Source organism: Paraburkholderia rhynchosiae, assembly GCF_002879865.1.
Lineage (GTDB): Bacteria > Pseudomonadota > Gammaproteobacteria > Burkholderiales > Burkholderiaceae > Paraburkholderia > Paraburkholderia rhynchosiae.
Genome location: NZ_PNXY01000001.1, coordinates 236,256 through 253,829, shown reverse-complemented (window position 1 = coordinate 253,829; position 17,574 = coordinate 236,256). Strand labels below are relative to the sequence as shown.

Annotated in this window: 12 protein-coding genes; 4 read left to right on the top strand and 8 right to left on the bottom strand. The window is 61.4% G+C overall.

What is annotated here, in order from left to right; genetic code table 11:
• From C0Z16_RS01140 to C0Z16_RS01120, 5 genes are read right to left on the bottom strand one after another with little or no spacing between them, the layout of a single operon-like run.
• Positions 1–984, bottom strand: coding sequence for a glycosyltransferase family 4 protein (locus C0Z16_RS01140; protein ID WP_102630397.1), 984 nt, complete (start codon positions 982–984; stop codon positions 1–3).
• On the bottom strand, positions 981–2,048 hold the full coding sequence (locus tag C0Z16_RS01135; protein ID WP_102630396.1) for a glycosyltransferase: 1,068 nt from the start codon (positions 2,046–2,048) through the stop codon (positions 981–983). Before C0Z16_RS01135 ends, C0Z16_RS01140 begins: the two co-directional genes overlap by 4 nt.
• Positions 2,045–4,825: a glycosyltransferase family 4 protein gene (locus tag C0Z16_RS01130; RefSeq protein WP_102630624.1), complete on the bottom strand. Its 2,781-nt coding sequence runs from the start codon at positions 4,823–4,825 to the stop codon at positions 2,045–2,047. The genes C0Z16_RS01135 and C0Z16_RS01130 overlap by 4 nt, the downstream gene beginning before the upstream one ends.
• A complete protein-coding gene (locus C0Z16_RS01125) occupies positions 4,818–6,989 on the bottom strand; it encodes a glycosyltransferase family 2 protein (protein ID WP_102630395.1) in 2,172 nt (723 codons plus the stop codon). The genes C0Z16_RS01130 and C0Z16_RS01125 overlap by 8 nt, the downstream gene beginning before the upstream one ends.
• Positions 6,986–7,957, bottom strand: coding sequence for a glycosyltransferase (locus C0Z16_RS01120; protein ID WP_102630394.1), 972 nt, complete (start codon positions 7,955–7,957; stop codon positions 6,986–6,988). Before C0Z16_RS01120 ends, C0Z16_RS01125 begins: the two co-directional genes overlap by 4 nt.
• A gap of 499 nt (positions 7,958–8,456) precedes the next feature.
• Between C0Z16_RS01120 and C0Z16_RS01115 the strand changes: the two genes are divergently transcribed.
• Genes C0Z16_RS01115 through C0Z16_RS01105 form a run of 3 tightly spaced genes read left to right on the top strand, consistent with a single transcriptional unit; the run spans position 8,457 to position 12,357 of the window.
• Positions 8,457–9,416 carry an NAD-dependent epimerase/dehydratase family protein gene (locus C0Z16_RS01115; protein ID WP_102630623.1) on the top strand — a complete coding sequence of 320 codons (960 nt, stop codon included), beginning with the start codon at positions 8,457–8,459 and terminating at the stop codon, positions 9,414–9,416.
• An 11-nt stretch (positions 9,417–9,427) separates the two neighbouring features.
• Positions 9,428–10,462 carry an MraY family glycosyltransferase gene (locus C0Z16_RS01110; protein ID WP_175130606.1) on the top strand — a complete coding sequence of 345 codons (1,035 nt, stop codon included), beginning with the start codon at positions 9,428–9,430 and terminating at the stop codon, positions 10,460–10,462.
• A gap of 11 nt (positions 10,463–10,473) precedes the next feature.
• Positions 10,474–12,357 (top strand): polysaccharide biosynthesis protein, encoded by a 1,884-nt coding sequence (locus tag C0Z16_RS01105; RefSeq protein ID WP_102630393.1) that lies wholly within the window; start codon positions 10,474–10,476, stop codon positions 12,355–12,357.
• Between the two features lie 113 nt (positions 12,358–12,470).
• Here the strand turns inward: C0Z16_RS01105 and C0Z16_RS01100 are convergent, their stop codons facing one another.
• Positions 12,471–13,571 carry an MraY family glycosyltransferase gene (locus C0Z16_RS01100; protein WP_102630392.1) on the bottom strand — a complete coding sequence of 367 codons (1,101 nt, stop codon included), beginning with the start codon at positions 13,569–13,571 and terminating at the stop codon, positions 12,471–12,473.
• A 253-nt stretch (positions 13,572–13,824) separates the two neighbouring features.
• Between C0Z16_RS01100 and C0Z16_RS01095 the strand changes: the two genes are divergently transcribed.
• The gene (locus C0Z16_RS01095) at positions 13,825–15,459 is read left to right on the top strand and encodes a methyl-accepting chemotaxis protein (protein ID WP_102630391.1); all 1,635 of its coding nucleotides are present in this window, start codon (positions 13,825–13,827) and stop codon (positions 15,457–15,459) included.
• Between the two features lie 236 nt (positions 15,460–15,695).
• Here C0Z16_RS01095 and C0Z16_RS01090 read toward each other — a convergent pair whose 3' ends face one another.
• Together C0Z16_RS01090 and C0Z16_RS01085 are read right to left on the bottom strand one after the other, a co-directional pair.
• Positions 15,696–15,950, bottom strand: a complete 255-nt coding sequence (locus C0Z16_RS01090; protein ID WP_244201122.1) for a DMT family transporter — start codon at positions 15,948–15,950, stop codon at positions 15,696–15,698.
• A 126-nt stretch (positions 15,951–16,076) separates the two neighbouring features.
• Positions 16,077–17,498 (bottom strand): UbiA family prenyltransferase, encoded by a 1,422-nt coding sequence (locus tag C0Z16_RS01085; RefSeq protein WP_102630389.1) that lies wholly within the window; start codon positions 17,496–17,498, stop codon positions 16,077–16,079.
• Between the last annotated feature and the right edge of the window lie 76 nt (positions 17,499–17,574).

Below are 17,574 nucleotides of genomic sequence, written 5' to 3'. Positions count from 1 at the left end.
TCAAATACTTTCCCGCGCGAGCAGCGCAGCGATTTGAGGGCCGATGGTCGAAGCCGAATGACGCGCCATGACGCGCTCATACGTGGCCGCGATTCTGGCTTCGCGGTCGGCGTCATTGATTGCGCCGGTGATTGCCGAGGCAATCGCGCTCACGGAGTCGGTGGACGTGTACCAGACGCCGTCCTCGAAATGCTCGCGCTGCCATGGCCCGTCCGACATGACGAGTGGCTTCTGCATGATCGCGCCCTCGAGACTCGAGCGGCCAGGCGGATCGATGCTCGGCTCGACCATCACGCTGCAGTTCGCGATGATCGAACGAAGCATCGCGCTGCAAGGCTGAATGAACGGCAGGAAGGCGATGCCCGGATGCGCTTCGGCCACGCATTGCCGGTAGTACACGTCGTCGCGCGCACCACCGACAAACAGGCCGTCGAGCTTGATTTCGTTCAGCGCGCGGATGGTCTGCAACTGGTTCTTGATCGGCTCGATCAGTCCGAGGCACAGAGCGAAATCCATGCTGTTGGACACGGTCGACATCAAATCTTTGTCCGGCGGCGCGAGAAAGCGGTTCGAAACGCAAGTAGGTACGACTTCGATTTTCTCCGCCGGCACTTGAATGTATTGGGTGAAATTGTCGAGTTCCGCGTGCGACTTGAACAGCAGCTTATGTGCCAAACCGATCATTTGCTGAATACGTTCGACTTCGCTTGGCGGCACAGGACCGAGCCACCACACGTTCGGCCACAGAAAAATGCGCTTGTTGCGGCTCGCGGCTTCCCGCAGGATCGCGTGACCGTCGGCGTGCACGGAGAAGTGGATCACGCCATCGTAGAAACTGAGCGGGCGGCTGCCAATACCGTAGATGTCCGTATGAACGCCCGACCCCTTCAGGATCTCCGCGACCTGCACGAGCTCTGATTCGCCACCGCCGCTGACGGTGAACGCGGTGCTATAGGTGGTCAGAATGAATTTAAGCCCGGTCATACGCTTTTTCCCTGAGCACTGGGCTCAATCAGTACGCCGCGCCAGACAGCATCGCTCGCGCGCTGAAGCACGCTGTTTGCATGGGCGACATACGCATCGTCGATCGGCTTTGCGCCCGAGGGCGCACCGAGACGATTCGCAATGGCCGACGCCCAAGCGGACAGATCCGCGTTCCCAGCGAACACGCAATCCGCCGGGCAGATTTCCTGTGCGGCGGTGCCGCCGCGAACGAAAACCGGTTTGCCAAAATGCATTGCTTCCAGCACGGGAACGCAGAACCCTTCGTGCCGGCTCATCGCGAGCAACGCACTGGCGATGTCGTAGCACTCGAACAGATCGGCGTCGTCTAGCATGCCTTTGAAATCGACGCGCTCCAGAACGCCTAGGTCGCGTGCGCGATTGATTAGCAGCTTCAGATAATCATAGTTCGGGGCACTGCCGACAATCGTCAGGCTCGCGTTGAATTCGCGCTGTTGCAACAACGCGAGAATGTCGATGGCGTCCTCGATGCGCTTATGCGGCACCACACGGCCCACCATCAGCAGATTGGGTTCGCGCAGCATGCGCGTGGCCGGCGCCGTCTCGCGCTCGAATGCGGGCATGTCGGCGAAAACCGGCGGGATCACTTTCACTGCCGCCGCGGCGATCACGCCAGCGAGACTCTGCGCCGTGTTGTGCGAGTTCACCACCACGGTTTCGAATGCGCGCAGCAACGGCAGTTGCGCGAGCGCCTTGTCACACAGTTCCGCGGTGCGCGGTTCGAGTTCGCGCAGCAGTTGCGGATCGGTCACGCCGTGGAAATAGCACACCTTTCTGCACGGCAACGCGAGGAGCTGTTCGAGATACGGATCGAAGATCGAGTAGCTCAGCAGCACGATATCGTCTGCAGCTACATTCGCGAACAGGTCTTCGAACGGACGAACCTGGATCGTGCCGACGTCGTAGCGCTGCGCGTACAGTTCGACGCTCACGCCGAGACGCCGCGCCGCGCGAGCGAGGCCGAGGCAGTGGTTGCCTACCGCGTCGCCGGAAAAAATATCGGGAGCGCACACATGCAGCTTCATTTTGTCCGCCCTCCCGCAATATCGGCGAGGCGCCGCGCATAGGCGCGCGCGACGGCTTCAACCGAATAGTCCCGCTCGATGCGCGCCTTGCCCGCCTGCGCGATGCGCTCGCGCAGCGGCACGTCTTCGATCATGCGCTTCAATTGTTCCGCCGCAATCGACACGTCCGGATCGCACCAGTACTGGCCTTCGGAGAACAGATAGTCGCCGGGCCGCAGCGGCACGAGTTCGCCGTCGACAAGAAACGCCGTGTCCGGTTCGCAGAAATCGACGTTGCCGGAGAAGTTCGTCGCAACCACAGGTTGGCCCAGCGCCATGGCTTCGGCGATCACACGGCCGAACCCTTCACTACGATGCAGCGAAATGTAGGCGTCGCAGCACGCCATGAAGTCGGTCGAATCCTGGCGGCTCAGGCGCTCCGAGACGATGTGAATGCGGCTGTCGCCGGCCGTCACTTCGCAGACCGCGCGCCACACCGGATCGTCGTCGCGCACGTTCATTGCCTTGATGACGAGCCCCACGCCAGGCGAGCTTTCGCCGAAAGCCTGCTTGAAAGCCTGAACGCCGGCGAGAGGATTCTTGCGGCTGAGCCACGAGTTGCCGTCGAACATCAGGTAGAACAGAAACTCGTTCGGCGGCAAGCGGAAACGTTTGCGGCTAGGGTCGACTGGCGCAGGCACTTCGACGGCCATTGGCATGTGATAGACCGGCGTGTCGCCGAGCCGGCTATACACGCTTTGCACGAACTTGCTTTGCGCCCAGATTTCATCGACCATCTGATGCACTTTGCCGAACGCGCTCGGCCAGTGAGGCAATTCCCACGGCCACGCGCCGATCTTGTGAGTGGGCGCGTCGATCAGTTTGCGGCCCCCTTCCAGCGCGAGGCGCACCATCTCCGGCGCCGGGAGGCAAATCAGGCTGATGTCGTACTTGAGTTCGTCGCTCAGCAGATGGTCCACCGAATTGTCCAGCTTCGCGGGCCCAGACATCGGCGCATTGACGAGCACCACCGGCGTCGACGTCAACTGAAAAACGCGTGCGGCCATGCGGGCGTCTTCACCGAGACCCAGCACGCCTTGCGGAAAGCCCACCACGTTCACGCCGTAACCATATTTGCCTTCGACATGCGCGCGGTAGCGCGGCGGCCGGCTCGAATCTCCGTTGGCGGTGCTTTCCGCGCTATGCACCTTGAGGCAGTCCAGCAACGGATATTCGCGGCCGCCGAACTCGTTCCACCATTGCACGAGTTGAGCACGACCGGTCTCAGTCGTGACGTCGAACGAACTTTGCAGGTCCGGGCGTTCGCGTGTGATTAGCTCCAGGAAGCGCGGCAGTTGGGACATGCCGGGCTCGTGCTTCTCGTCCATGCCAGCGAGCGCATGGGCGAGACCGGCCGCGGACCATTTGATCGCCGGATATTCGCTCTGGCCGTTCTGGTCCCACCACGATTCGTAGCTCAGGCGCGCGCCGAAGTTGTCGAGATTGAACGCCGCTTGCAGGTCCGCGCGTTCGTTCCAGATCAGATTCAGGAATCGCGGCAGGCGCGGCAGCGCGCAACGCTCGCCGGCTTCCATCTCGAACAGATCGGCGGGCATGGCCGGCGCGACCCAGCGAATCGCCGGGTATTCGAACTGTCCGTGCTCGACCCACCACGACCGCGCCTTGAGACGGCCGATAAACGTATCCAGCGGACACACAGCCTGCAAGTCAGGCCGCTCGTTCAGAATCAGACGCAGAAACAGCGGCAAGGGTAAGCAGTGCCGGCCTTTGTCCGCTTCCATCTCGACGAGATTGCGCGGCGCCGTGGGCGGCACCCACTTGATCGCGCGGTACTGGAGTTGCCCATGTTCGAGCCACCATGACAGGCAACTGAGCCGGCCAGTGAAGCTTCGCAGATTGAACGAACTTTGCAGATCGGGCCGCTCAGCGATGATCAGCGAGATGAAGCGCGGCACGTGCAGGCCGCCGTCGCTGACGGGTTCGACGGGTTCGAGCATTGCACCGCCGATCGGTGCCGGCGACCACTTGATGCGCGCATATTCAAGATGACCGTGCTCTTCCCACCAGCTCAGGCACGCCAGTCTACCGATGAACGTAGTGAGGTCGAACGCGCCGCGCAGATCGTGCCGCTCCGCTGTAATCAGCGCGAGAAAGCGCGGAAAGGGCAGTGCGCCGGCTTGTGCACCGCCCCTCGGCTCGGTTGCCTCGCTCAGCTTCGGCCACGAGACGGGCGGTCTCCAGGTCACTCTGCGGCAGGCATCCTGCCCATGCGCTTCCCACCAGTCGAGGCAATTCAGATAGCCGCTCAGCGTGCCGAGATCGAATGCCTGCGAAAGATCGCCACGGCTTCCGACGATCATCGTGATCAGCCGGGGCAATTGCAGTTCGGCTTCCTCGAACACTGTTTGCGGTTCGAGCAGCGTTTCAGCGAGATGCTTGCTGTCGAGCACGCTAGGCGCGTTCGATCCCAGCCAATACGTCACGGCCTCGGGATGCCGCTCGATCAGCGTTTCGTTGTCGAGCTGCCGCAGATATTCGACGTCTTCGTGACGGAGAACCCATTCGAAGTCGGGATAGGTTTCCCGCGCCGTCATTTCCCACCAGAAGTACAGCGTGATCCGGTCGTTCAGCGCCTTCGAGTTGAAGCGCGCGAGATCGGCTCTGAACTTCATCAGAAAGTAAATCGCGCTCGGCAGGCAAAACAGTTCGCCTGGCGAGGGATGGCGATACTCAGCCAGCCAGGCGGTCTTGTTCTTGTTGATTCCCAGATTAGGCAAGGTCGGCAATCCTCGAAGGCCATGCGAACGAAAAGTCGTCCGCCGTCAACGTCAGGTTGGGCGAGTAGTACGGATCGTTCATCAACAGATCGCCCCAGCGTTGGCGAACCAGTTCCGATTCCTGATTGAAGCGGCTGATTTTTTCGGGCGTATCTTCCGCGCCGCGCGTGGCCGACTCGTGGTGATAGAGCTCCGCATACGGCGTCCACACGTTGCGATAACCGGCTTTGCGCACCCGCAGGCAGAAGTCGATGTCGTTGTAGGCGACGTGCAGCTCTTCATCGAGGCCGCCGACTTCCTTGTAGATCGACTGGCGAATCAGCAGGCAGGCCGCGGTGACGGCGCTCATCGCATTGCGCAGACGCGCGCGCGCGAAGTAGCCGGCCATGGTATTCGGAAAATGCTTGTGCGCGTGACTCGCGATGCCGCCCACGCCTAGCACGACGCCGCCGTGCTGAATGGTGTCGTCCGGATACAGCAGCTTCGCACCGACCGCGCCGACGTTCGCCTGAATCGCCACCGAGACCATTTCTTCCAGCCAGTCCGCGTTGATGACTTCGATGTCGTTGTTCATCAGACAGACGAAGTCGGCGGTGCTTGCGAGCGCGACGCGGTTGTTGATCGCAGAGTAATTGAACGGCGAGTCGTCGCGCACGACCTTGATACGCTCGTCCGTTTGCAGGCGAGCGAACAGGTCATGCGTTTCCTGCTTGACCGAACCGTTGTCTATGATCGTGATGCGGAAGTTGGAGTACGTCGACTTCTGACGCACCGATTCCACGCATTGCTCGACGAGTGCCGCCGAATCGCGCGTCGGAATGATGATCTCCACCGAAGGCAGCACGTCCGGAAGTTCGTAGACGACCTTGTTGAACGCGTGCGTGCCCGGCGCGTGGATGGTGTGCGCCTTGATGTTGTTGCGCGCGAGATGGTCGTCGATCGCGCGCATGGCGGCGATGTGCGCATACGGCTTGGCTTCGTGGCCGCTCGCCGTGCTCTCGGGAATGATGCGCCAGTGATACAGCGCGCGCGGAACGTGATAGACCACGTCATGCCCGACGCGATCGATCACGCGCAGCGCCAAGTCGTAATCCTGCGAGCCTTCGAGTCCGGTACGGAAACCGCCGATGTCGCGCAGCACCGACGTCTTATATACGCCAAAGTGCGAGATCATGTTCTGGCTCAGGAACAGATCGTAGTTGAAGTCGCATTTGAAGTACGGGTCCGAGCGCTCGCCTTCTTCCGAGATCTTGTCTTCGTCGCTATAGATAAGCTGCGCGTCCGGGTGCGCATTGAGCATTTCGATCACGCAATAGAGCGCGAGGGGATGCAGTTCGTCGTCGTGATCGAGCAGACCGACGAACTCGCCCGTGACGAGTTCCAACGCCGTGTTGCTCGACGCGCTGATGTGGCCGTTGGTCGTGCGATACGCGACCTTCACCTGATCCCCGTACTTCGCGACGTAGCTGTCGAGCACCGCCTTGACTTCGGGTTTGGTCGAGCAGTCGTCGGCGATGCAGATCTCCCAGTTCTCGTACACCTGGTCGATCACTGAATCGAGCGCCTTGCGCAGCCACTTCTCCGGCGTGTTGTACGTCGGCATTACGATGCTGACCTTCGGCTGCAATGCAAATGTTTTCGAACGCTCGCGCAGTTGCGGATAGATCGACTTGGGCGGCTCGTGCGAGTCGAGCCATTGCTGATACGACTCCCCGACGATCGGCGCGGTGGCCGGCAAAGGACCGCCGCGCCATGCAGCGATGCGGCGCGCGCGCGCCAGTATTTCCGGCGAGCACTCGGTCTCGTCCAGCACCTGGATTTTGAGGCCGGTCACCGAAAAGAGCGCCGGCAGCGCGATCGGATCGAAGCGGATCGGGCCCGCGAGCTTGGGAAACGCCACGTCTTGTTCGACCTTGCCGCTTGCGTCGACATTCAGTCCGATCGCGCTATGCTCGGACATGCCCGAACCGGCGTCGACGTAGAGCATGCAGGGCGATGCCGCCGTTGCGTCGGTCTTGAGTTCGAACGAAATGCGCGCGGCCCGCCCCGACAGAGCCTCCCAACCCACCAGTTCCAACTGCGGGTCGTTGTTGGTTGCCTGCCAGGAAAAGTCGGCGTTCGAGGATTGCTCGACGTTGTTCAGAGGACGAAGATCGAATTTCATTTTCTTAGCAGGGAATCGTAGAGGTCTTTCAGGGGTGACAGGACTGCTTGCCACGTCAGGTCGCGCGCCGTGCTCGACGTGCCGGTGCGCTTATGTGCGAGGGCGTCGCGAATCGACTGAGCAATGCTGCCGACGTTCGACGGATCGAGATAGGCCACGTGCTCCGCGAAGTATTCTTCGGTAGAGCCAACTTTCGTGACCGCGAGGCGAGCGCCCGCGGCGTGAGCTTCGAGTGCGGCGAGTCCCGGTGTTTCCAGCGTGCTGGGCAGCACGAACGCTTCGCATGCCGCGTACGCAGAGCGCAGCACGGGCGAATCGTGCGCGAGCGTTCCCGCATAGATGACCTGGTCGCCGCCTGCGGCGAAGCAGGCTTTCGCATACTCGGGATCGCGTTGGTGGCCGATCAGCACGAGCCTCAGTTCGGGGAACGACTTCATGGCCTTGATAAGCGCCAGCTGGTTCTTGCGCGGCTCGATATTGCCCACGTTCAGAATGAATCGGTCATGGATCGCGAGTTGGCCGCGAAAAAGTTCTGGCGCAACCGGCTCATAGAAACTCTGTTCGACGCCGTTGAGCACGCTGACGAACTTCTCGCGCGGCAGGTCGAAGATACGCGCGAGCGTCTCGCACTCGATCTCCGAATTGGCGACCACGCGGTCCGCAAGCGAAAACTGATGATGAATTTCGCCGATCGGATAGAGATGCTTCGTCTCCTCGGTCACCCACAGGCTAGACGAAACGACGAGCGGCAAGCCCAACTGTTTAACAAAGTTACAGAAGTGGACCGAGCCACCGACGCACGAAAAGAAATGAACCACGTCGTGTTCGAGAAACCGCGGATTCCATGGGTCGAATAGCGTAACGTCCACACCATGCGCGGGCAGATGCTTATGATAGGCAAGCAACTGGATTTCTCCGCCTCCGGGGGTGTGGAATGCCATCGGGTAGGTGGCAAACAGCACTTTCATAGGTGGGCTCTTTTTGCTCAAACGTTTTCTTCAGACGGATTTGCGCCTCGCCGGGGCGCGGGCCGTTGTACGCTCACGCCGCGCGGGGGCGAGCTTTTGATTGTGCTGTCGTCGAGCACGTCGGATCGAAACCACGAATTCCACATGCGCGAATATGTTTGAGATGTTACGAAGTGTTTGGACCGCACTCGCGAGGCAGCCGCCCGTTTTTTATCCCGGCCCGAGGCCGCTGACCCGCTTTCGGCCGTGGCCGGCCCCATCGGGCCGGTCGGATGCGGGCACATTTTAGCGCCTAATCCGCACCTCAAGATCGGCGCGAGGGGGCCGAAGCGGAAGTTGCCCGCATACAATACCTTCCCAGCTAAACTTCCTGAACACCGCCGCCGATGCCAGATTGTATCGTGTCTCATCAGCCTTTCCCGCCGTGCCGGGGTGGGGCGAACGTCGCCCAAATGCGCTCGCGAACATGGCCGGTACCGACGGATTCAGAGGCGCGTCCATGACCCAGCGCGTGCTTTTGACGGGCGCCAATGGCTTCGTCGGCAAGGCGGTGTCGAAGGCCTTGCTGCAGCGCGGAGATACGGTCGCGGGTCTGGTGCGCGGCGCACAGACGGCTGCGGAGGGCGTGCGCGAATGGCTCTTCGACGGGGACGACTTCCACGGTCTCGAAGGGCGCTGGCCCATGGGCATGCCATGCGACGCGGTGATCCATCTCGCGGCCCGCGTCCACATGATGCGGGAAACCACGGCCGATCCGCTCGCGGCGTACCGCGCGACCAATGTCACCGGCGCGTTGCGAGTCGCCGCGGCGGCGCGCCGCGCGGGCGCGCGCCGCTTCGTCTTCGTGAGCAGCATCAAGGCGGTGGCCGAGAGCAGCGCCGGCCGGCCCATTGCGGAAACCGACAAGCCGGCCCCCGCCGATCCCTACGGCATTTCCAAGCTCGAAGCCGAATATGCGCTACTTGAATATGGCCGGGAGTCGGGCCTCGAAATCGTGATTGTGCGGCCCCCGCTGGTCTACGGCCCAGGCGTGCGCGCCAACTTCCTGCAACTGATGGATGCCATCGCGCGAGGCGTTCCGTTGCCGCTCGGTTCGGTTCACGCGCGCCGCAGCCTCGTGTTCGTCGATAACCTCGCGGACGCGCTGGTCCATTGCACGACCGATCCACGCGCTGCCGGTCAGACCTTCAACGTCACCGACGGCCGCGATCTAAGCGTCTGCGAACTCGCGAGAGCGCTCGCCACGCAATTGCATGCGCCCGCGCGTCTCGTGCCGGTCCCGGTCGGGATGCTGCGTCTTGCCGGCCGGCTGACCGGCCGCTCGGCGCGTGTCGGCCGTCTGATCGGCGAATTGCGCCTCGACAGTTCGCACATTTGCGAACGCCTCGGCTGGTATCCGCCGCATACGGTCGAACATGGCCTGCTGGAAACGGCGGCCTGGTATCGCGCCACGCACTGAACGTACTTTTGATGCCACTTGCTTCGCTTTCCGCTCATTACACTGGCCATCACGCCATTGTTTTGCTCCTGTGGGGCGCCGTCGCGCTGTGCGCGTGCGCGGCGATCCTGTACGCGCTGCTCAAAACCGGCCTCGCCTGGCGTCTTGCCACCGACATTCCCAACGACCGCTCGCTGCATACGCGCCCCACGCCGCGCGTCGGCGGTTGGGGTATTGTGCCGGTCGCCGTCGTGCTGATGGTGTTTGCGGCGCCGGCGCTCTGGCTGCCCGCGCTGGCGGCGGCGCTGCTCGCGGCGCTGTCGCAGATCGACGACCGCCGCGGCTTGCCAGCCCGCGTGCGCTTCGGCGGTCATGCGGCGGCGGTGGCGGCGCTGATCATCGTCTATCCGGCGGATGTCTCCTGGTGGGCTCTCGCGGCCATGGCAGTTTTACTTGTCTGGCTGGTCAATTTATACAATTTCATGGACGGCTCAGACGGGCTGGCGGGCGGCATGGCGATGTTCGGCTTCGGCGGCTACGCGATCGCCGCGTCGATTTCGAGCCAGCCGGACCCCGCGCTCGCGATTGCATCTATCGTGGTGGCGGGCGCCGCAGCGGGCTTTCTTCTGTTCAACTTCCACCCTGCGCGAATCTTTCTCGGCGACGCCGGATCGATCCCACTCGGCTTTCTCGCCGGCGCGCTCGGCTACTGGGGCTGGCGCGAGGGCGTGTGGCCGGTTTGGTTTCCGGCGGTGAGCTTCTCGCCGTTCATCGGCGACGCGTCCGTCACGCTCGCCAAGCGCCTGCTGCGCGGCGAAAAATTTTGGCAAGCGCACCGCGAACACTACTATCAAAGACTGGTGCAGTCCGGCGTTGGGCATGCATCGACGGCGCGCATTTGGTATTTCTTCATGGCGGCGGGCATAATGCTTGCTTTATGGGCACTGGATTTTGCTGTCCCGAATCAATGGCTGGTTGTCGCCGCATGGGCCGTCGTGCTCGTCGTCGCGGGGCTTTGCATTGATCGGCACTGGCGACGCCATGTGTCTCGTTCCGGGCAATCCTGAGGTTCTACGCAATGAAAAGATTCAAAGCCCGATGGCTTTCGTTCAGTGCGTTTGCGTTCGACCTATGCGCGGTGGCTCTCGCCTGGCTGCTGGCCTATGTGATCCGCTTCAACGGCCCGGTGCCGGGGCCCTTCTGGTCGAGCGGCTTGCATGCACTAATCTGGGTGCTGCTGATCTACGCCGTGATGTTCCGCAGCTACGGCCTGTATCGGGGCATGTGGGTCTTTGCGAGCTTGCCCGACCTCGTGCGGATCGCCAAAGCGATCGGCGTCGGCGCGCTCGTCGTCATGATCGGATCGGCGCTGTTGCAGCCGGCACCTGTGGTGCCGCGCTCGGTGTTGATCGTCTCGCCCATGCTGCTGTTCCTCGCGATGGGCGGCTCACGCGCGCTTTATCGCGCGGCCAAGGAGTTCTATCGCTACGGCGGCCTCGTCGGCCAGGGCAAGCCGGTGCTCGTGCTGGGCGCGGGCAACGCGGGCGCGAACCTTGTGCGTGAGTTGAAGCGCTCCGGCGAATGGCGTCTTGCGGGTCTGCTCGACGACGATGCCGTCAAGCAGGGCCGCGAAATATACGGCTACCGCGTGCTCGGCGCGATCAGCGATCTGCAGAAGATCACCGCCGATCTGAAAGTCGAGCACGTGATCATTGCCGTGCCGTCGGCTTCGGTAGAAGCGCACCGGCGCATTGCAACGCTGTGCGTGCGCGCTGGCGTTCGCGCGATGACGCTGCCGGCGCTGACGCCGCTCACGCAAGGTCAGGCGTTCCTCTCCCGCGTGCGCCACATTGACCTGGAAGACCTGCTGGGTCGCGATCCGGTCATGATCGACACCGATCACGTCGAAGCGCTGCTGAAGAACCGCGTTGTGATGGTGACCGGCGCAGGCGGCTCGATCGGCTCGGAACTGTGCCGGCAGATTTTGCGCTTCGGCCCGGTCCAACTGGTTGCGTTCGACGTCTCCGAGTTCTCCATCTACCGGCTCAACGAAGAGCTGACCGACAGGTATCCGGAAGTGTCGGTGGTGCCGATCATCGGCGACGCGAAAGATTCACTGCTGCTCGACCAGGTCATGGCGCGCTACAGCCCGCATATCGTCTTCCACGCGGCGGCCTACAAGCATGTGCCGCTGATGGAAGAAGTGAACGCGTGGCAGGCGGTGCGAAATAACGTGCTCGGCACCTATCGCGTGGCACGCGCGGCAATCCGTCACGACGTCGCCCGCTTCGTACTGATTTCCACCGACAAAGCCGTCAATCCGACCAACGTGATGGGCGCAAGCAAGCGCCTCGCGGAAATGGTGTGTTCGTCGCTGCAACAGCAGGGCACGCGGCGCACGCAGTTCGAAACCGTGCGCTTCGGCAATGTGCTCGGCAGCGCGGGCAGCGTGATTCCGAAGTTCCAGGAGCAGATCGCGCGCGGCGGTCCCGTCACGGTTACGCATCCGGAAATCACGCGCTTTTTCATGACGATTCCCGAAGCGTCGCAACTCGTACTGCAGGCGTCGAGCATGGGGCATGGCGGCGAGATTTTCATTCTCGACATGGGCAAGCCGGTGCGCATCGCCGATCTTGCGCATGATTTGATCCGCCTGTACGGTTTTACCGAAGAGCAGATTCGCGTGGTGTTCACGGGCCTGCGTCCGGGCGAAAAGCTCTATGAAGAACTGCTCGCGGACGACGAAACCACGACGCGCACGCCGCATCCGAAACTGCGCATCGCGCGGGCGCGTGAAGTGCCGGATAGCCTGATCGACAACCTGCTTCCGTGGCTGATGCAGCACCGCGTTCCCACCGACGATGAAGTTCGCCGCGACTTGCGCCGTTGGGTGTCGGAATATCAGCCAGCGACGCCGACCGCGTTGCGCAGCGTGCCGGCGCAGATGACGCGGGCTTCGTGAAGCTCTTTGCGAAGGGCGATACCGTGGTTGTTTGCGGTCGAAGTTGCGGTTGCGCTTCCTTCAGAGAAGGCAACGCACCGCATGAAAAAAGGCGCCTCCGGCGCCTTTTCTTCTTACCGTTTCGTTTTCCTGACCACCATCCACCGCGGCGATTTAAAGCGCACGATGCTCACATAGAGCCACACATACGTCGCCGCGAACACCACCACAAAGCAGAAAAGATGCAGCGTATGCCGCCAGAACAACGTGGCCGGCACGACCGCGATCAGGCATAACAACCACAAGTATGGCGACGTCAGCGAATTGCGCCGCGTCAGTTCGCGTGCGGTGCGCGCGCCGACCGCCCAGCGCATCAGCCGCTTATAAACCAGCATGTGCAGATGCACGCCATCGGGAATGCCCGGCGACATCCCGCGAATGAATTTCTTCCGGTAGATCGAGAAGCACGTCTCGAAGATCGGGTACATGAAAAGCAGCACCGGATACCACGCGGATACATCGCGATTGCGCATCACCAGCATGATCGATAGTTCGGCGAGCATGAAGCCGATGAAATATGCGCCGCCGTCGCCGAGAAAAATCAGCCCTGCCGGGAAGTTCCAGATGAAGAAGCCGAGCACCGCGCCCATCATCATGAACGACGCTGACAGCACAATGGGATCGTGCACCTGGAAGGCTACGTAAGCGAGCGACGCGAACATCATGAACGCGACCATCGACGCGAGCCCGTTGAAGCCGTCGATGATATTGATCGCGTTCGCAAGCGCCGCAACCGCCAGCACCGTCACCGCGCAGGAGATCACCGCATATGAGAGCAGGAAGTCGAGCGGCGGCACACTGATGCGTGTGACCGCGATATCCAGCAGGAAATACGCGAGCGCGGCGGCGGCCATCGTGCAGACGAGGCGGGCGAGCGGCGACACCCGCTTGGTGAGATCTTCGACGAGGCCCGAGCCGAAGGCCGGCATGCCGCACGCAATCAGCCCGAGAATGCCGCCCGACACAGCGGGATATGCATAGCGCAGTTGCACGGCCGAGACGATCAGCCCGAGCAGAATCCCCGTTCCGCCGATGCGCGGCACCGGATGCACATGGAATTTCTGCACGCCGGCCAGATCGGTGTCGGTCGAAAATTTTTCATGCAGATGCGCATAGCGCACGATCAACAGCGTGATCAGCAGTGAAACGAGAAAGCCGAGCGCAAAACTAAGCATGAAAGTGGGCCTGAGCGAAGACGCCGAATTATACAAACGAAACGCGTGACGCCCCGAAAAACGCCGGGCTCGAGCAAGCCGCGAAATATCCCAGATAGTGAGGCGAAAATCGCCCGCAAACCCATGCCAGTCATGGATTCCACCTATTCAGCGAGGACCGCGACGCGTCGTTAACCTGGATGCGGCGAAGTGTAGATAGCGCGGGTGGATAGACGCACTCGCCGCGGATCGACAAGACCGTTCCGGAGACCCAATGCTAAACAACATCACAATTCGTGGCGGCCTGACGCTGGTGATCAGCGTGTTCGTTGCCTTCCTGCTGACCGTGATCGGCGTCGGCTATGGCGCGCTCAAGCTCGCCAACAGCAGCCTCGACGACACGCAGCGCAGTGCGGCCGCGTTGTCGCATCTGAAGGCCAGTTCCGAGAAGCTCCTGCAAGTGCAACTCGCGCTGGGCTCCTATCAAACGCTCTTCAGCATCGGCAAGCAGACCGACGATCTGCTGCCGGCCGCACACAAGGTGCTGATGGAATCGAACAAGGACTTCCGCAATTACATGGCCGGCCCGTTTTCGAGCGACGCGGAGCAGAAGCTCGCGCAGAGCGTGGAGCAGGCACGCAGCGCGCTCGTCGACAAGGCGATCGAGCCGGAATTCAAGGCGCTGACCGACTTCGACTTCAATACGTTCCGCAACATTCAGGGCGAGACGGCGAACGCGTTTTACGCCACATATTCGAAGTCCATTGACGCACTCGAACACGCGCAGAGGGAGAATCAGCACCGACAGGCCGAGACCGGCGCGCAGCGCTTCCAGATGGCCACGCTGTTGTTCGCCGCGATCGGCGCGCTGGCAATCGCGATTGGCGTGGCGGCGCGTCTGGCGTTGTCGGCGGCGCTGATCAAGCCGGTCAACGCGACCGTCGAACATTTCGAGCGCATGGCCGCAGGCGATCTGACGGTGGCGATCAAGAGCCAGTCGCGCAATGAAATGGGCCAGTTGCTGAGCGCGTTGACGAAGATGCGTGACGGTCTTGTCGAAACCGTGTCGCAGGTGCGCGGCAGCACGACGGCCATCACGCAGGGCGCGAACGAAATTGCGTCGGGCAACACGGATCTGTCCGCGCGCACCGAGCAGCAGGCCGCGGCGCTTCAGCAGACAGCGGCAAGCATGGAGCAGTTGTCGGCGACCGTGAAGCAGAACGCAGACAACGCAAAGCAGGCGAACCGGCTTGCGCATGGCGCGCTCGATACCGTCACACGCGGCGGCAAAGTCGTGTCGCGCGTCACCGAAACGATGGACGGCATCAGCGAGTCGTCGCGCAAGGTGTCGGAAATCATCGGCATGATCGAGGGCATTGCGTTTCAGACCAACATTCTCGCGTTGAACGCGGCCGTCGAAGCGGCGCGCGCGGGCGAGCAGGGGCGCGGCTTCGCGGTGGTGGCATCGGAAGTGCGCAGCCTCGCGCAGCGCTCGGGCGCGGCGGCGAAGGAGATCAAGGAGCTGATCGGTGATTCGGCGGCTCAGGTGGATCAGGGCGCGTCGCTTGTGGCCGAGGCAAGCCGCACCATGAACGAGGCGATGCAGGCTGTGGAACGCGTGACCGGCATCATGGGAGAAATCGAGGCCGCGGCGCTGGAGCAGAGCGACGGCATCGAGCAGGTTAACAAGGCCGTCTCGCAGATCGACGAAGTGACGCAGCACAACGCGGCGCTGGTGGAAGAAGCGGCTGCGGCAGCGAAATCGCTGGAAGAACAGGCGGCTGTATTGCGCGACGCGGTTGCGGTGTTCCGGCTTGACCGCAACGCGTCAGTCGTGGCCACTCGTGACCGGGCGTCATCGGATTCCGGCAGCCGCAGCCGTGCATCATCGCTATCGCACAGCACCTGATCTCTGTAGGCCATCCGCGTTCCAACGCTACTCTGCGCCCCCGTATTCGCGCGCCGAGCACGGCCTGGAACCGCTCGCTTGTTGTTTGTGGGACTATCTCGACCGCCTTATCACAAGCGTATGGACTGCTCGCGGCGAAGACACCGCTTGGCTTAAAGGAGCCTACCGCGTCAATCGACGAAATGAAAAAGCGAAGGCCGTTAAACGCCATGACGGTCGCGCTCGCCAACCGCTTCTCAAGCGTGCGCGGGACTAGGTGCGTAAAGTAACAGCACGCTCGCAATGAGTAGCGCTGCCCCGGCAACGGTGCGCAAAGAGGCGCCGTCCCCCGAAGCAATGCCGAACAGCAGTATTTCAAGAATTGTCACCGCAACCATCATCGGATACGCGACGCTCAGCTCGACGCGCTTCAACGCGATCGCGTAGAGCACGAAGCCCGCGCCATAGGCACCCAACGCGCCGCATCGGTAAAACAGAGGACGCGCGGCCAAGCCAAAAAGAAGCGCGCCGCTATCTGGCGGCAACCTTCCGGCAAGGCGAAGAAGAATACTTGCGAGCGCGCTACAGGAGCCACTTAGCAGAAGTGTGATGTATGGCATGACAAAAGAATCGGTAAGTCAGACTGCAACAATGACCGTGGCGACACAGAGCAGAATGACGAGTAGGCTGGTGCGATCCTTGACTGCGTAGACGATAGGATCATCGTGCATCTCGCCGCGAAACGCGAGCATCCACACTCGGCTTACCCAATACCACAGCAGGCCGAAAAGCACCCACAAAGCATGGGGATGGCGATAGAGCACTCGAACATCCGATGAGTTCAAATAAAGTGCAAGCACCAGAACGGCTACATACCCCGACGCTGTTCCGAACGAACGCAGGATGCCCAGGTCGTGCGTGACGTAACCGCGTCCCAAGGCAGAAGCCCTGCCATTACGGAATAGTCCATCGAGTTCGGTATAACGCTTGACCATTGCGAGACTGAGGAAGATCGTCACTGAAAACATGATTAGCCAGTCTGACAAAAGGATATCGCCGGCTGCACCGCCCGCGATGATACGGGCCGTATACAGCGCGGCAAGAGTAAACACATCGACGAGCATAATGCGTTTCAGTTTGAACGAGTAGGCAAGCGTAGCGACGAAATAAGTACCCAGTACAACCTGGAATCGTTGTTCTAACTGGGATGCCAGGACAGCCGCCGCGACGATCAGCGTCACCGTAAGCATCATTCCATACGTCAGCGGTAATTGTCCCGACGCGAGCGGCCTGTTGCGTTTCTTGGCATGACGGCGGTCCGCATCCAGGTCGAGCATATCGTTCAGCAGATAAACGGCCGAGGCGCAGCAGCTAAACGAAAAGAATGCAATCACTTCTGCCAGTAGCGTCGGCGGATCGGTAAAACGATGCGACGCGAGGAGCGGCACGAAAATCAGCAAGTTCTTGACCCACTGATAGACGCGCATCTCCGTGATCGTCAGACGTAAAAACGAACGCTTCTGTTCGAAAAAGACAGTAGTCTCGTTGACCTTCCCCGCCGCCGCTGCAATGTGCCGATTCCCTACGACAATCGCCTGGCGCGCCTGCTCCCACACGGGCACATCAGCTAGCGCATTGCCGCAATAGTCGAATCCGTGAACGCCAAATTGTTCTATCAGCGCGCAGGCCTTATGGCTTCCCTTGAAATTGCGCGCTTCGTCACTGGCGAGTACGCCCTTGAAGAAGCCAAAATGACTCGCGATCTGATCAGCGAACTGTTGATTCGAGGCTGTACAAAGATAGAGGTCCCGGCCATTCTTTCGTTGTTCGCGCAGGAAATCGACGAAACCGATGTTATAAGGCAGCACTGAGACGTCGATGGAAACGCGCTTGGCGATCTGAGCTTTCAGGCAAGCCTTTCCCCGGAGCAGCCAAACGATGCAAACAAGCAAATAGACCGGATTCCTTTTGACGAGCACGAGGAAGGATTCAACGAGCAAGTCCGTCGATGTCAGAGTGCCGTCAAGATCGACGCAAAGGGGAACGCTTATCTCAGCCATTTCAGCACCACCTTCTCTCGTTACATGTGCATGCACAAAGCGGATCGGGCCCCAGCCGTCGGCCTTACACGTTAAC

Excerpts from the sequence above, each read along its gene's own strand:
- C0Z16_RS01085 (WP_102630389.1), bottom strand. The coding sequence starts at position 17,498 with ATGGCTGAGATAAGCGTTCCCCTTTGCGTCGATCTTGACGGCACTCTG.
- C0Z16_RS01140 (WP_102630397.1), bottom strand. The coding sequence starts at position 984 with ATGACCGGGCTTAAATTCATTCTGACCACCTATAGCACCGCGTTCACC.
- C0Z16_RS01105 (WP_102630393.1), top strand. The coding sequence starts at position 10,474 with ATGAAAAGATTCAAAGCCCGATGGCTTTCGTTCAGTGCGTTTGCGTTC.
- C0Z16_RS01120 (WP_102630394.1), bottom strand. The coding sequence starts at position 7,957 with ATGAAAGTGCTGTTTGCCACCTACCCGATGGCATTCCACACCCCCGGA.
- C0Z16_RS01100 (WP_102630392.1), bottom strand. The coding sequence starts at position 13,571 with ATGCTTAGTTTTGCGCTCGGCTTTCTCGTTTCACTGCTGATCACGCTG.
- C0Z16_RS01110 (WP_175130606.1), top strand. The coding sequence starts at position 9,428 with ATGCCACTTGCTTCGCTTTCCGCTCATTACACTGGCCATCACGCCATT.
- C0Z16_RS01135 (WP_102630396.1), bottom strand. The coding sequence starts at position 2,048 with ATGAAGCTGCATGTGTGCGCTCCCGATATTTTTTCCGGCGACGCGGTA.
- C0Z16_RS01125 (WP_102630395.1), bottom strand. The coding sequence starts at position 6,989 with ATGAAATTCGATCTTCGTCCTCTGAACAACGTCGAGCAATCCTCGAAC.
- C0Z16_RS01095 (WP_102630391.1), top strand. The coding sequence starts at position 13,825 with ATGCTAAACAACATCACAATTCGTGGCGGCCTGACGCTGGTGATCAGC.
- C0Z16_RS01115 (WP_102630623.1), top strand. The coding sequence starts at position 8,457 with ATGACCCAGCGCGTGCTTTTGACGGGCGCCAATGGCTTCGTCGGCAAG.